Below are 14,231 nucleotides of genomic sequence, written 5' to 3' on the forward strand. Positions count from 1 at the left end.
AGTCTTGGGGTAAGTACCTGAGACTTGGAGTATCGGATGACTGCGCCCTATCCCCACTTACTGTCCCCCCTCACCGTGGGTTCCACAACCCTCCCGCACCGCGTGATCATGGGATCGATGCACACCGGCCTGGAAGAAAAGGACGGCGGTGAACATGAACTTGCGGCTTTCTACGTGGAGCGCGTCCGCGGCGGCGCGGGTCTCATCGTCACCGGCGGTGTGTCCCCCAATGCCGAGGGAGCCACACGCAAGAACGGCGCCCACCTCAGTTCCGAGGATCAACTCCCTCGTCACCATGTGGTGACCCAGGCCGTCCACGAGGCGGGCGGCCTGATCGCCCTGCAGCTCATGCACTCCGGCCGCTACGGCATGCACGAGCACGCCGTTGCACCCTCGCCCATCCGCGCCCCCATCAATAAGGTGACGCCGCGAGAGCTGTCCGACAGTGAGGTGGAACGCACCATCGAGGACTTCGCGCACGCGGCACAGCTGGCCCAGCAGGCCGGCTACGACGGCGTGGAGATCATGGGTTCCGAGGGCTACCTGATCAATGAGTTCCTGGTCGAGCACACGAATCAGCGCACCGACCGCTGGGGTGGCTCGCCCCAGGCCCGACGCCGCTTCGCCACCGAGATCGTGCGACGCGTCCGCGAGCGCACCAGCCCGGATTTCCTGATCATGTACCGGCTGTCCGCCCTCGATCTGGTGCCCGATGCCCAAGAGTTCGAGGACGTACTGGCCCTGGGCCGTGAGGTGGAAGAAGCCGGTGCCTCCATCATCAACACGGGCATCGGCTGGCACGAAGCCCGCATTCCGACCATTGCCACGAGCGTGCCCGGAGCGGGGTTCACGTGGGTCAGCCACGCCCTGCGTGAGAACCTGAGCATCCCGATCTCCACCGTCAACCGCATCAACACCCCCGAGCTTGCCGAAGAGGTACTGTCCCGCGGGGATGCAGACCTCGTGTGCATGGCGCGTCCATTCCTGGCCGACGCCGCGTTCGTCGCTAAGGCGCGCGAGGCGCAGCCGGATCGGATCAACACGTGCATTGCCTGCAACCAGGCGTGCTTGGACCACACCTTCACGGGCCAGCGCATGTCCTGTTTGGTCAACCCGCAGGCCATGCGGGAAACGGACCTGATTCTCGGCCCCACCCGCACGGCCGAACAGATTGCCGTGGTGGGTGCGGGACCCGCTGGGCTGGCGTTCGCGGAAGCAGCGGCGGAACGCGGTCACCGCGTCACGTTGTTCGAGGAGCAGCCCGAACTCGGTGGCCAGTTCCAGCTGGCCCGTCGAATTCCCGGCAAGGAGGACTACGCGCACACGATCCGCTACTTCTCCACTCGGTTGAAGGAGCTGGGAGTCACGGTGCGCACCGGCCACCGTGCCGCCCAGGAGGATCTGGCCTTCGCGGACCGGGTGGTCATCGCGGCCGGTGTGGACCCCCGTCAACCCGGAATCCCCGGGGTCACCGGGCCCACGGTGCTCGGCTACAAAGAGGTCTTGGAGGGCGCCCCGGTCGGTCAGCGGGTCGCAGTGATCGGCGCGGGCGGCATCGGGTACGACGTCGCGCACTTCCTCACGCACAATCCCTCCGCGGACTTCTATGCCGAATGGGGCATTGACCGCTCGCTGGAAGCACGCGGCGGGCTACTCGCACCCGCACCCGAGCCCCCGTTGCGTCAGGTCACCGTCCTTCAGCGGAGCACCACCAAACCCGGCTCACGCCTGGGCCCCACCACGGGCTGGATCCACCGCTTGGAACTACGCATGGCCAACGTGGTGTTCATCACCGGAGTGGAATATCAGGACATCACGGACCGCGGCGTCCGCATCTCCGTGGCCGCGCCGGGACCGGCCGGAGGTGTCATCGAGGAGGGCGGCGGCGTCGCCCTCGAGAACCCGCGCACGGAAACCCTGGTCGAGGTGGACACCGTGGTGCTGTGCGCGGGCCAGGAATCCCGCAACGAGCTGGCTCGGGAACTGGCCGGGGACTCGCGGCCCGTCCACGTGATCGGCGGCGCGGATGTGGCCGCGGAACTGGATGCCAAACGGGCCATCAAACAGGCTGTGGAATTGGCAGCGGCCCTGCCCTGAGCACCCACCGAAAGGTAGTGCAGGGCAGAGCCGCTGTTCACGAACGCAAGACCCGAGCTGCGGGTCAGTTGTCGGCGCGTACCGAGCCCTCGGTCGCATCCACGTAGTACGTGGCATCGCGATCGTCGATGTCCAGCTCAACTTCCCAGTTGAGGGTGCCGTTGTCCTCGTCCAGGGAGGCGTCGTCGAACAGCACGGTGCCGTCCTGTGACGAGGCCTCTTCGAAGACGCGCTTGATGGCCTCGTCGATGGAGATGGAGGCCTGACCCAATTCGTCCAGGTCATCCTGGTCCGCGTTGCCGTCCTCCCGCTCGTTGGTGATGTTCTGGCCCGCACCATCCACGGTGACATCGTGCTTGGTGTCGTTCTGGATGACCTCGACCTCAAAGACGTTGTTCCGACGGTCGTAGTCGATGTCCGCCACGTCGCCGCCCTCGTACTTGGCAAGAACGGTCTCCACCGCTGCCAGCGACGCAGCCTCGCCGCCGTCCTCGTCACTCGCCGACGCGGAGCCCGAGGCGTCCTCGCTGGGGTCGGAGGCCTGGCCGTCGCTGGGATCATCGGTGATCTCGGCGGTGGACTCGTTTTCGGGCACGGCCGCGGTAGTCTCCGCGGGGGCTTCCGCGGCGGGTTCGTCGTTGTTGGCTCCGCAGCCGGAGAGCAGGAGCGCACCGATCACGGCGGAGGAACTCAGGGTCAGAATTTTCTCAGTGTGCTTCATACGTCAATTATCCCGCTTACCCGCGAGTTTTAGGGGATTACCTCGGACTCTTCGCTCGCAATGAAAACTGCCGACGGGCACCCCCCTGACTTTCACCGGCTACTCAGCCAGGGTGTCTACTATTCTGGGGACTACTCACCGTCACACGCCCACCTCCCCCGGTCGGCGCGCACACGAGACCGCCACGGGTTGGCGTGGAAGGAGGCGGCAGTGGGTTTTTGGACCGGTTTGGAAAGCGGTATCGAAAAGGCCGTACGCACCGCTTTCACCGCGGGTTCCCGCAAACGAGTTGAAGCCGTGGAGATCGCCAGCGCCCTGCGCCGTGAACTCGATCAGGAATCATTCACGATCTCCGCCGGGCGCACCATGGCACCCAACGTTTTCACCGTCCAGTTCTCGGACGACGATTTCCCCCGCGCCCAGGAATGGGGCACGCAACTGGCCGAAGAACTGTGCGACGTGATCATCCGGCACGCGCGGTCCCAGGCCTACACGCTGCAGGGTGCCGTTCGGGTCAGCTTCATCCGCAACCCGGATCTCGAGGCCGGGGAGTTCCAGATCGTCTCGTCCTCCGAACGCACCGACGTTGGCACCGTGTCCTCGGGGAGTTCCTCCGGAGCGGCGTCGGCCTCGGTACGCGCCCCGGAACCACCACCCGCCCCGCGTCAGGAATCACGCCCGGCCCCGTTCGACGCCGCTCCCGGCCCAGGCCACGAGCCGCACCAAGCCGTCGAGTACGTCCCGGTCATCGAAGTCAGCGGTGAACGTTTCTCCCTGAACGCCCCCGCCGTGAGCGTAGGCCGTTCCACCGAGGCGGACATCACCGTGGAGGACACCGGCGTTTCCCGAAAGCACCTGGAAATCCGGCGGCAGGGCCAGCACTACATTGCTGTGGATCTGGGCTCCACCAATGGTTCCTACGTTGACGGTGAACGCGTGCAGGGTCGTGCCGAGCTGGTCAACGGATCCGTGATTACCATGGGGCGAACCCGTTTGGTGTTCCGGTTGCTACTCCCCAAGGAAGGGCGCTGACGTGTCTGAGCTGACCATCACGCTGTTGCGCTTCGGTTTCTTGGCGTTGCTGTGGATCTTCATTTTCGCCGTCATTGCCTCGCAGGCGCGCGACCTCGCGGTGGGCAACAAGGCCCGGGCCGCTGTGCAGAACGCGCGGAACAAGCGCACATCCGCACGCAAGGAACGTCCCGCCAAGCAACCCGCCGCCAATGGATCCGGTCCCACCACCACGGGTGGCACACGGCACCGCCCCCGAAACCTCATGATCATCGAAGGGCCCCTGTCCGGCAGCAGTTTCCAGCTCGGTTCCGCGCCCGTCCTGCTCGGTCGCTCCAACGAAGCCACGGTTCCGCTCGAGGACGACTACGCCTCCGGCCGCCACGCCCGACTGTTCCCCCAAGGTTCACGCTGGTTCCTCGAGGACCTGGGCTCCACCAACGGCACATTCGTGCAGGGTCAGAAACTCTCCCGCGCGGCGGCTGTCGAACCCGGCATGCAGTTTCGGGTGGGGCGAACCGTCATGGAACTGAGGCCCTAACTCATGCCCATTGCTTTCCGCTTTGCCGCACGCTCGGACGTCGGCCGGGTCCGCTCCAAGAACGACGACTCCGCGTACGCGGGTCGCTACTTGGCCGTGGTCGCCGATGGCATGGGCGGCCACGTGGGTGGCGACGTCGCTTCGGCATCGGCCGTCATCGACCTCACCCACCTGGATCACCCGGGTCACGAAGGTGAAGCCGAAACGATCTTGGCGGACGAGATCCAGAACGCCAACCAGAACCTGGCCAAGCTGGTCCAGACCAACCCCCGTCTGGGTGGCATGGGCACCACGGTGACTTCGCTGCTCATCGACGGCGACTCGATTTCCGTGGCCCACATCGGTGATTCACGTGCGTACCGCTGGTCCGAGGATGAAGGCTTCAGCCAGGTCACCACGGACCACACGTTTGTGCAGCGACTCATCGACGAAGGCCGGTTGCGGCCCGAGGAGGCAGAAAGCCACCCGCACAAGAACGTGCTCATGCGCGTGCTCGGCGACGTGGACGCCTCCCCCGAACTCGAAGTACAAACCATTGCCCCCAAGGTGGGTGAACGCTGGCTGTTGTGCTCGGACGGCCTCAACGCGGTGGTCAACGCGCAGACCATCGAATCGATCATGCGCTCGACCGGAGACCTCAACCAGATCGTGAACTCCCTGGTGGAACTCACCCTGGACCGCGGAGCCCCGGACAACGTGACCGTGGTGGTCGCCGAGGTCCAGGAAATCCCCCAGGGCAGCGAACCCGCCCCCACCACGGGTGAAACCGTGGGTGCAATACCGGACGAGAGCCGCACCTCGGACGAACAGCTCGCGGACGAAGAGCTCTGGAACTCGAGCCTGGACTCCCCCGTGGCCGGTGCCGGCTACACGGACAATCACCGCACACCGGCGGAAGCCGAAGAATCCTCGGCCGCCGCGTTGCGTCGGGACCTCTCAGAACGCCCCCACCTGCTGGTGGGCGCCGCGGCAAACGCCACCCAGACGGGTCGCATCCCCACCGTGACCGATTCCGTGGCCCAACGCCGCGCCACCCTGCTGCGCACCTCCACCCTGGACATCCCGTCAGACCCGGACGAGGTCAGGAACGCCCTGTTCGGCGAGGGCCGGCAGCGAAAGGGCGGCAAGCGGCGTCGTGCGCTGGTCATCGGTCTGTTGGGCCTCGCGGCGCTCGCGCTACTGCTGGGCGGCTGGGCCGCCAAGTCCTGGACCTCTTCGCAGTACTACGTGGGCGAGAACGACGGGAAGGTGGCCATTTACAACGGTGTGTCCCAGAGCCTGGGCCCCATCAGCCTGAGCGAGTTGAACAGCACCACCACCATTGAGGTGGACAGTCTGCCCAATTACGTACAGGAACGCGTGCGCGGAACCATTCCCGCGGGAAGCCACCAAGAGGCCGAACGCATCGTGACCGAGCTGGCGAGCTCCGGGGACGGCGAACCCAGCCCGCAGCCCACGGGCCAGGTCAGGGTCATCACGCCCACGCCGGAGGATTCTCGCTCCCCCTCCGCCACTCCGGAGAACAGCAATGGGGGTGATGGCTCGTGAGCAATGCCGTGACAAGCGCTCCCCCGAACGCTCCTGACGAGCAGGTCACGCCCAAACCCCGGCGGATCACGGAGCTGTTCCTGCTGCTGATCGCCTTGGCCATTGGAATCGGCGCCAACATCCTGGTGGATCCTGATCAGCTGACCGAGGACCCGGGGCGCATCATCACGAGCGGTGCGGTACTGGCCGGCGGCGGCTTATTGATCCACGTGGTGTTGTGGATCCGCGCCCGCTACGCGGATCCCTACCTGCTGCCCATTGCAGTGACCCTCAACGGTCTCGGCCTGGCCATGATCCACCGCATCGATCTCTCCACGGGACAGACCGCCTCCGACACCCAAGTGGTCTGGACCGGGTTGGCCATGGTGGTCGCGTGCGTCGTGCTCTGGTTGCTCAAGGACCACCGCCTGCTCCGCAAGATCACCTACATTTCTCTTCTGTTGTCCGCGTTGCTCCTGCTCTTGCCGATGGTGCCCGGCCTGGGTGTGGAGATCAACGGCGCACGGCTGTGGATCTCCGTGGCCGGACGGACGTTCCAGCCCGGTGAGATCGCCAAGATCACCCTGGCCATTTTCTTCGCCGGATACCTGTCCACCAACCGCGACCTGATCATGCTGGCCGGCCGCAAGATCGGCCCGGTACGGCTGCCGCGTTTCAAGGACATTGCTCCGATGTTCGCCGCATGGCTGATCGCCATCGGTGTGCTCGTGCTGCAGCGTGACCTGGGCACCGCGATCCTCTTCTTCGGCCTGTTCCTGGTCATGATCTACCTGGCCACCGGCCGCATGGGATGGATCGTCCTGGGCGTGACGCTCATGCTGGTGGGCGGCTTCGTGGCGAGCCGCATCTTCTCCCACGTGAGCCTGCGTCTGGATTCCTGGCTCAACGCCTTTGAACCCGAGGTCTACAACCGCTCTCCAGGTGGCTCCGGTCAGATCGTCCAGGGACTGTTCGGGCTGGCCTCCGGTGGGTTGTTCGGTCAGGGGCTGGGCCAGGGCCGCCCGGATCTGGTCTCCTATGCCAATTCGGACATGATCATCACCGCGTTCGGTGAGGAGCTCGGCCTGATCGGTCTGGGCGCCATTCTGTGCATGTTCCTGCTGTTCGCAACCCGCGGCCTGCGCGCCGCCCTGGGTACCCGTGATCACTTCGGCAAGCTGCTGGCCGCGGGACTCTCCGCGCTCATGATCATCCAGTTGCTCGTGGTCATCGGCGGTGTGACCCGGTTGCTGCCGCTGACGGGTTTGACCACGCCATTCATGTCCGCCGGTGGTTCCTCCTTGCTGTCTAACTGGATCATCACCGCGGTCCTCCTGGCCATCTCGCACACGGCCCGTCGACCGGTCCTGACCGGCCCGGCCACCGACGAGGACTACGCGGAACTCCAAGCTCATGTGAAGGCCACGCGTGATGACCAGGAGCGGGAGGGTGAGCTCGATGACTCCGAGCCCACCACCGAGTTGTCCTCCTCGGTCGCCGGTACGGGTGGACCCCACGACGACGCAGGCACGGCCACCGAAGTCATCTCCCGGATCCGAGGGCGTTCCGGTTCGAAATCTTCAGATCAATCGGGCTCGACCCCGGAAGGAGGAACACAATGAACACGTCCATTCGTCGACTGTGGTTCGCGTCCGTGGCCATTGTGATGGTCCTTCTCCTGGCGCTGACCTACGTGCAGTTCTTCGCCGCCAAGTCACTCGAGGCCAATCCCTGGAACAACCGGGCCCTGTACGAGCAGTTCGGCTCGGATCGCGGGTCCATCCTGGTGGGTGGCGAGGAGATCGCGAAGTCCGTTCCGTCCCAGGACGATTTCGAGCACCAACGCGTGTACGAATCCTCTCCGCTGTACGCACACCTGACCGGGTACTTCTCGCTGGTCTACGGCGCCACCGGGCTGGAAGCGACCATGGGTGAGCAACTGTCCGGAGCCTCGGACGAGCAGTTCTACAACCGTGTGGTGTCCCTGTTCTCGGGTAATCAGCCCACCGGTGCTTCCGTGGAACTCACGCTGGACCCCGAACTGCAACGCACCGCGCACGATCTGCTGGAGGGCCACAAGGGATCAATCGTGGCGGTGAATCCGCAGACCGGCGAGATCCTGGCCATGGCCTCCAGCCCCGGTTACGATGCAAACCGCTTGGCGTCCCACAACGCGGACGAAGTGGTCTCCGCCGCCGACGAGCTCAACAGCGACCCGGACAAGCCCTTGGAGAACCGCGCCATCGCCGGCGACCTCTACGCACCGGGGTCCACGTTCAAGATCATCGACACCGTGGCGGCCCTGGAGTCCGGTCAGTACGACACCGATTCCACGCTGCCCAACCCGGCGGAACTTCCGCTACCGGGTACCACGGTCAACCTGCCCAACTACCGTCAGGGTGGCTGCGCGGCCCGCACCGAGGTGAACCTGGAGTTCGCCCTGGAGCAGTCCTGCAACACGCCGTTCGCGTCGATCGCCATGGACCTCGGTCAGGACGCCATCAGCAAGACCGCGGAGAACTTCGGCTACGGACAGGACCTGTCCATTCCGCTGCAGGTGACTCCCTCACTGTTCCCGGAGGACATGAATGACTCCCAGCTCGCTCTGTCCTCGATCGGCCAGTACGACGTCCGCACCACTCCCCTGCAGGTGGCCATGATGTCCGCCGCGATCGCCAACGACGGTGTGATGATGAAACCTCAGCTGGTGAAAACCGTGCGCTCTTCCGATTTGTCCGTGATCCAGGACTTCGAGGCCGAGCAGCTGCGCCGTTCCACGGATCCGGAGACCGCCCAAACCGTCAAGGACCTCATGGTGCAGGTCGTCAGTGACGGTATCGCCGGCGGCGCTGCCGTTCCCGGTGTGGAAGTAGGCGGCAAAACGGGTACCGCAGAGCTGGGAACCGAAGCAGGATTGAACGACTCGTGGTTCACTGGTTTTGCGCCCGCAAACGACCCCCAGATTGCGGTGGCAGTGGTTATCGAAGACGTAGACGTAACCACCGGTGCACAGTTGACCAGTCCGAGCGCTAAGCAACTCTTTGAGGCGGTGTTGAACCAGTGAGACCATCGTCGAACACCATTTTGGGCGGGCGCTACGCACTCACAGAACGTATCGCCATAGGCGGCATGGGAGAGGTCTGGAAAGCAAAGGACCAGGTCCTGGGCCGCATCGTGGCCGTCAAGATCTTGAAGGACGAATACAACGGCGACCCGACCTTCTTGCAGCGATTCCGTGCCGAGGCTCGGCACACCGCGCTGCTCAACCACCCCGGCGTGGCCAATGTCTTCGACTACGGCGAGGACGAAGGCTCCGCGTTCCTGGTCATGGAGCTGGTTCCGGGTGATCCGCTGTCCAACGTGATCGATCGCAAGAAGTCGCTCGAGCCGGACACCGTTCTGAACTACATCGGGCAGACTGCCCGCGCCTTGGCCGCTGCTCATGCGCAGGGTCTGGTACACCGCGATGTGAAGCCGGGCAACCTGATCATCACCCCGGACAACCGGGTCAAGGTGACGGACTTCGGCATCGCCCGCTTGGCGGATCAGGTGCCGCTCACTGCCACCGGTCAGGTCATGGGCACCGCCCAGTACCTGGCGCCGGAACAGGCCACGGGCCAGACCGCCACGGGCTCCTCCGATATCTATTCGCTGGGCATCATCGGCTACGAACTGCTGGCTGGGAAGCGACCGTTCACCGGTGAATCCCAGATCGCCATAGCCCTGGCCCAGGTCAACGATCCGCCACCGCCGCTTCCGGACAGCATTCCGGAACCGGTTCGCGCGCTGATCATGTCCATGCTCGCCAAGGATCCGCAGGACCGCCCGGAGAACGCCGGCAAGCTGGCCAACGCCGTGGATGCACTCCGACGCAACGACGTGAAGTCCGCCGTGGCCATGGTTCCCGGGATGGCTCAGTTCCTCCCCGACCACCCCGAGGACGACCAACCCACCGAGGCGATCTCCCCGGTCAAGGATGATCGCACCCGGCCCATGCCGCGTTCCACGGGTTCGGCAGCCGTACCGGCGGTCGTCGGTTCCGCAGCCGCCGCCAATAGACCGGATCCCAAGTACAGTGCCCACCCCTCCACCGCACAGTTCGACGCCGTGGAGCACTCCGACTCCACGGGCAAGGGTGGCTCCGAATCGGCTGGTCGGCGTAAGTCTCCGTGGCCCTGGGTGCTGCCCCTGGTGTTGCTCTTGCTGGGCGGCGTGATCTTCGGACTGTGGGCTCTGGGCAACCGGGACGATGGCGATTCCACTCCGCAGGGCACCGTGACGTCTTCCACCGCGAGCCCCTCCGCGGAGATGGTCACGCTTCCGGCGAGCATCGTGGGCCAGAACGGTGACGAGATAGCCAATGACATCGCGCAGCTCGGTGTGAACGTGGACAAGCGGCTGCAGCAGGGAAGTGGTAACCCCGATGGCACCGTGATCTCCTCGGACCCTGAAGCGGGTACCGAGGTCGCCGTGGGTTCCACCGTGATCCTCTACGTCGCGTGGTCTCCCGAGGCCGGCAACAATGGCGGCGGCCAGCAGGATTCGGAGGCTCCCGCGCAGGATGCCCCGGCCACACAGAACCCCGCGCCGGAGCAGACGCAGGCACCGCAGCCCGCCGAGCCCACCCAGGCTCCCGACGACGCCCCGGCCGCCACCCAGAACCCCGGGGCCCGCGATGATTCCGCGGCCACCCCGGCGGCAGAAGCCGCCGCCGATCCCGACGCCGCGGCGTCGTCACCCGCGGACGGTCAGCTGCAGAGCGTGGCCGAGGCTCCGCGCTCGGATGCTGCCCAGGGCCAGCAGAGCGTGAGCGGCGCCGAGCAGGGTTCCGGTGCCGGCACCGGAACCGAGGGGTGACCCAGCATGCCGATGCCCGCAATGCCAGACCTGATCAACGACCGGTACAAGGTCGGTGAGGTCATCGGTCGCGGTGGCATGGCCACTGTGCACGTGGGTGAGGACACCCGTCTGGGGCGTCGCGTAGCCATCAAGGTATTGCGACCCGAACTCGCCGCGGACGATACGTTCCACGAGAGGTTCCAGCGCGAGGCACAAGCAGTGGCCTCCCTGAACCACCACACGATCGTCTCGATTTACGACACCGGCGAGATCAAGCCGCAGGGCCCGGACGGCGTGACCCGGCCGTACATCGTGATGGAGTACGTCCCCGGCCAGACCCTGCGGGAACTGATCCACGGTAAGGGCATCGACCCCGAGCAGGCCATCGAGTACATGTTCGGCATTCTGGATGCCCTCTCCTTCAGCCACCGCGCGGGCATCGTGCACCGCGATATCAAGCCGGCCAACGTGAAAGTCACCCCGGACGGCGGGGTCAAGGTCATGGACTTCGGCATCGCGCGCGCCGTCGAGGACACCCAGGCCGCGCTCACGCAGTCCCAAGCGGTCCTGGGCACCGCGCAGTACCTGTCCCCCGAGCAGGCCCGCGGTGCCTCGGTGGACCCGCGCTCGGACCTGTATTCCGCGGCGTGCGTGCTGTTCGAGATGCTCACCGGCCGCGCACCGTTCGTGGGCGAGTCCTCGGTCGCGATCGCAGCGCAGCACGTGCGGGACGCGCCGCCCGCGCCGTCGGCGTTGAACCCCCAGCTGCCCAAGTCCGTGGACCGGTTCATGGAACGGGCGCTGGCCAAGGACCGGGACCATCGCTTTTCCGACGCCGCTCAGATGCGCCGCGCGTTGCGTACAGTTCTCGTGGAGTTGCCGGATGATCTCGAGGCCACTCAGGCAATGGATCCCACGCAGACCGCGGACACCAACACGAAAACCCTCCCTGCTGTGGGTGCGGGAGCCGCCGCCGGCGCCGTAGTCGCAGCCGGACGCAGTGAGACCGCCGAGCAACCGGTCGACGCGAATGATGACCCCCTGCACTACGAACTCGATCCGGATGAGGACACCGAGGACGTGCGACCGGGTGCCGCGGCTGCCGCGCCTGCCAAGCGGGACAAGCAGGCCGCGCCTGCCAAGCGGGACAAGCAGAAGGGCGGCAACGGCTGGATCCTCCCCGCGGTGCTGATCGTCCTGCTCATCACGGGGCTCGGAATCGGCGGTGTCCTGGGTGTGCAGTGGTGGCAGAACCAGCAGGTGGAGCAGCCGTCCATGGTTTCCGTTCCGCAGGTCGTGGGAATGGACCGCACCACAGCGGAGAACACGCTGCGTGACGCCCAGCTCGAGCCCACCTTCAGCACCGAGAACAGCGATTCCGTGCCGGAGAAGCACGTCATCACCATGGATCCTTCCGCGGGCGATCAGGTGGCGGTGGGTTCCAGCGTGGCTGTGACCGTCTCGGACGGGCCCGGCACCGTGGACGTCCCCAATGACTTGGTCGGTCAGACCCTGGACAACGCCCGCAATGCCCTGCGTGAAGCGGGCCTGAGCGTGGGCATGGTCAGCACGGCCAACAGCGCAACCGTTCCCGAGAACGTGGTGATGTCCACCGATCCAGCTGGCGGCACCTCGCTCGACAAGGACAGCCCCGTGCAGTTGCAGGTCTCCAGCGGTCGGGTGACCGTGCCGGACGTCGTGGGCATGTCCCGCGCCGAAGCCGAGAGCGCCCTACGCGCGGACAACGTCCGGTTGAACTTCAACATCGCAGTCCGGGATTCCCGGGATGAGGCCACGGACACCGTGCTCGAACAGTCCGCCCCGGCCGGTTCTTCGGTGGCCCAGGGGTCCACGGTCACACTCACCATTGCGCGTCAGGTGACGCCGTCACCCACGGCCACACCCACCCCCACGCCGGAGCCCAGTGAGGAGCCGACGGCGGAACCGACCTCGGCCGAGCCCACACCGTCTGCCGAGCCCGAATCGGCCGGCAATGGTTCGGACGAACAGGCTGAGAGGCCGACCCCGGCATCTACCCGCTCCCGGGGTTAGCCGCTCCACAGACGACGACGCCGTGCTCCCCCTTCTCGGGGAGCACGGCGTTTCCGTGAAGGTCACCGCTGATGCCGGTCATGGTTGTGCGTGACGTCGCATCCGGACGAGACCCGAACGCAGCGGGACGCTGAACTCTCAGGCGGTCATGAGCGGGGACAACCCGGCGGCCGCGGCTGCGGCACCCACCTGCCCGACCTCCTCGAGCCACGTGCCGAGCATGAGGTACCCGCCCTCGGTGAGCACGGACTCGGGGTGGAACTGCACGCCGTGCAGGGGCGCGGTGCGGTGCTTGAGCCCCATGACCACCTGGCCGTCCTCGGTGGTCGCGGTGACCTCGAGGCAGTCCGGGACCGCAGCGGCGTCGACGGCGAGCGAGTGATAACGCGTGGCCGTGAACGGGGACGGTACGGAAGCGAACACGCTCGTACCGTGGTGGATCAGCTGGGAAGTCTTGCCGTGCATCAATTGCTGCGCGTGACCCACGCTGGCGCCATAGACCTCGCCGAGCGCCTGGTGACCCAGGCACACACCCAACAGCGGGGTCCTGGTCTGTTCGGCCCAGCGGATCAGGTCTGGGCAGACACCGGAATCCGCCGGTGCGCCGGGCCCCGGTGACAGCAGGACGCCCTGGTGCTCACCGGCCAGAGCGGTCACCGCCGCGACATCGAGGTCGTCATTGCGGATCACCGTGGTTTCGGCCCCCAACTGTTGGAGGTAACCCACCAAGGTGTAGACAAAGCTGTCGTAGTTATCCACCACGAGAATCTTCACGGACACGAAAGCTACTCCTGCGCGTACAAGCGATTAGACGGAACTATCGCGCAAGTCTACGCCCGCGTGAGCGGTAGACTGAACGCCGGTTTCACGCCCAGGCGTCTCACGCTCGCAATGCGTACCGTGGAGGGGTCCGAACCCCGCACGTCCCACGCAGCAGGAGGAATGATCAGTAGTGTCCCAGCCCAAGAAGCGATTCGGTAAGTCCCGCGAGTCCCTGGAATCCAACCAGAAGTACGCGATCACGGACGAGGATCGTCAGCTGACCGAACTGGCCGCCCAGAACCTGCCCCGCAATCGTCATGCGGAAGCGTTCGAGAAGTCGGTAGCCCGTGACAACGGTGGCTCCACCTCCGCAACGGCGGACGGCACGGACGAGCTGGAGGGCGAGAAGAACAAGAAGGCCCTGCGCAAGGCAGCCAAACGCGACCGCACCGGCGAGCCCCAGCCGACCCCCATGTGGTACAAGGTGGTTATGATCGGCCTGATGATCGTGGGCCTGCTGTGGATCATCGTGTACTACCTGTTCCAGGGCACACTTCCCATTCCGGGGATCAACGTGTGGAACCTGATCATCGGCCTCGTCTTCATGATGACCGGACTGATCATGACCACCAGATGGCGTTGACCCGCACGCTTGCGCTCATAGAATTCTCAGCCCAGGAG

The 14,231-nt window shown here is 65.7% G+C and carries 11 protein-coding genes; 9 read left to right on the forward strand and 2 right to left on the reverse strand.

The window, feature by feature from the left end; all coding sequences use genetic code 11:
- Positions 1–36 precede the first annotated feature (36 nt).
- Positions 37–2,097: an FAD-dependent oxidoreductase gene (locus RF638_RS02640; protein WP_368841390.1), complete on the forward strand. Its 2,061-nt coding sequence runs from the start codon at positions 37–39 to the stop codon at positions 2,095–2,097.
- Positions 2,098–2,161: 64 nt separating this feature from the next.
- Here the strand turns inward: RF638_RS02640 and RF638_RS02645 are convergent, their stop codons facing one another.
- Entirely contained in the window at positions 2,162–2,818 is a 657-nt protein-coding gene (locus RF638_RS02645) for a PepSY domain-containing protein (RefSeq protein ID WP_368841391.1), read from the reverse strand.
- A gap of 210 nt (positions 2,819–3,028) precedes the next feature.
- Here RF638_RS02645 and RF638_RS02650 point away from each other — a divergent pair, with 210 nt between their 5' ends.
- The 7 genes from RF638_RS02650 to pknB are packed head-to-tail and all read left to right on the forward strand — an operon-like array spanning position 3,029 to position 12,788.
- Positions 3,029–3,850 (forward strand): DUF3662 and FHA domain-containing protein, encoded by an 822-nt coding sequence (locus RF638_RS02650; RefSeq protein ID WP_095798607.1) that lies wholly within the window; start codon positions 3,029–3,031, stop codon positions 3,848–3,850.
- Position 3,851: 1 nt separating this feature from the next.
- A complete protein-coding gene (locus tag RF638_RS02655) occupies positions 3,852–4,370 on the forward strand; it encodes an FHA domain-containing protein (protein ID WP_095798606.1) in 519 nt (172 codons plus the stop codon).
- Between the two features lie 3 nt (positions 4,371–4,373).
- Positions 4,374–5,918 carry a PP2C family serine/threonine-protein phosphatase gene (locus RF638_RS02660; protein ID WP_095798605.1) on the forward strand — a complete coding sequence of 515 codons (1,545 nt, stop codon included), beginning with the start codon at positions 4,374–4,376 and terminating at the stop codon, positions 5,916–5,918.
- Positions 5,915–7,519 (forward strand): FtsW/RodA/SpoVE family cell cycle protein, encoded by a 1,605-nt coding sequence (locus RF638_RS02665; RefSeq protein WP_238663035.1) that lies wholly within the window; start codon positions 5,915–5,917, stop codon positions 7,517–7,519. Before RF638_RS02660 ends, RF638_RS02665 begins: the two co-directional genes overlap by 4 nt.
- Entirely contained in the window at positions 7,516–8,961 is a 1,446-nt protein-coding gene (locus RF638_RS02670) for a penicillin-binding protein 2 (protein WP_095798604.1), read from the forward strand. The genes RF638_RS02665 and RF638_RS02670 overlap by 4 nt, the downstream gene beginning before the upstream one ends.
- Entirely contained in the window at positions 8,958–10,754 is a 1,797-nt protein-coding gene (locus tag RF638_RS02675; RefSeq protein WP_259913017.1) for a protein kinase, read from the forward strand. The genes RF638_RS02670 and RF638_RS02675 overlap by 4 nt, the downstream gene beginning before the upstream one ends.
- Before the next feature lie 6 nt (positions 10,755–10,760).
- Positions 10,761–12,788, forward strand: a complete 2,028-nt coding sequence (gene pknB / locus RF638_RS02680) for a Stk1 family PASTA domain-containing Ser/Thr kinase (RefSeq protein WP_368841392.1) — start codon at positions 10,761–10,763, stop codon at positions 12,786–12,788.
- 138 nt (positions 12,789–12,926) lie between these two features.
- On the opposite strand, the gene RF638_RS02685 is transcribed toward pknB, so the two are convergent.
- On the reverse strand, positions 12,927–13,568 hold the full coding sequence (locus RF638_RS02685) for an aminodeoxychorismate/anthranilate synthase component II (RefSeq protein WP_368841393.1): 642 nt from the start codon (positions 13,566–13,568) through the stop codon (positions 12,927–12,929).
- Between the two features lie 172 nt (positions 13,569–13,740).
- Between RF638_RS02685 and RF638_RS02690 the strand changes: the two genes are divergently transcribed.
- Positions 13,741–14,193 (forward strand): cell division protein CrgA, encoded by a 453-nt coding sequence (locus tag RF638_RS02690; RefSeq protein WP_095798600.1) that lies wholly within the window; start codon positions 13,741–13,743, stop codon positions 14,191–14,193.
- Positions 14,194–14,231 lie beyond the last annotated feature (38 nt).

The sequence above is a fragment of the Kocuria sp. CPCC 205235 genome (assembly GCF_040980905.1).
Lineage (GTDB): Bacteria > Actinomycetota > Actinomycetes > Actinomycetales > Micrococcaceae > Kocuria > Kocuria carniphila.

Bases quoted from the DNA above. Each gene is read 5' to 3' on its own strand.
- pknB (WP_368841392.1), top strand. From the start codon at position 10,761: ATGCCGATGCCCGCAATGCCAGACCTGATCAACGACCGGTACAAGGTC.
- RF638_RS02660 (WP_095798605.1), top strand. From the start codon at position 4,374: ATGCCCATTGCTTTCCGCTTTGCCGCACGCTCGGACGTCGGCCGGGTC.
- RF638_RS02645 (WP_368841391.1), bottom strand. From the start codon at position 2,818: ATGAAGCACACTGAGAAAATTCTGACCCTGAGTTCCTCCGCCGTGATC.
- RF638_RS02640 (WP_368841390.1), top strand. From the start codon at position 37: ATGACTGCGCCCTATCCCCACTTACTGTCCCCCCTCACCGTGGGTTCC.
- RF638_RS02670 (WP_095798604.1), top strand. From the start codon at position 7,516: ATGAACACGTCCATTCGTCGACTGTGGTTCGCGTCCGTGGCCATTGTG.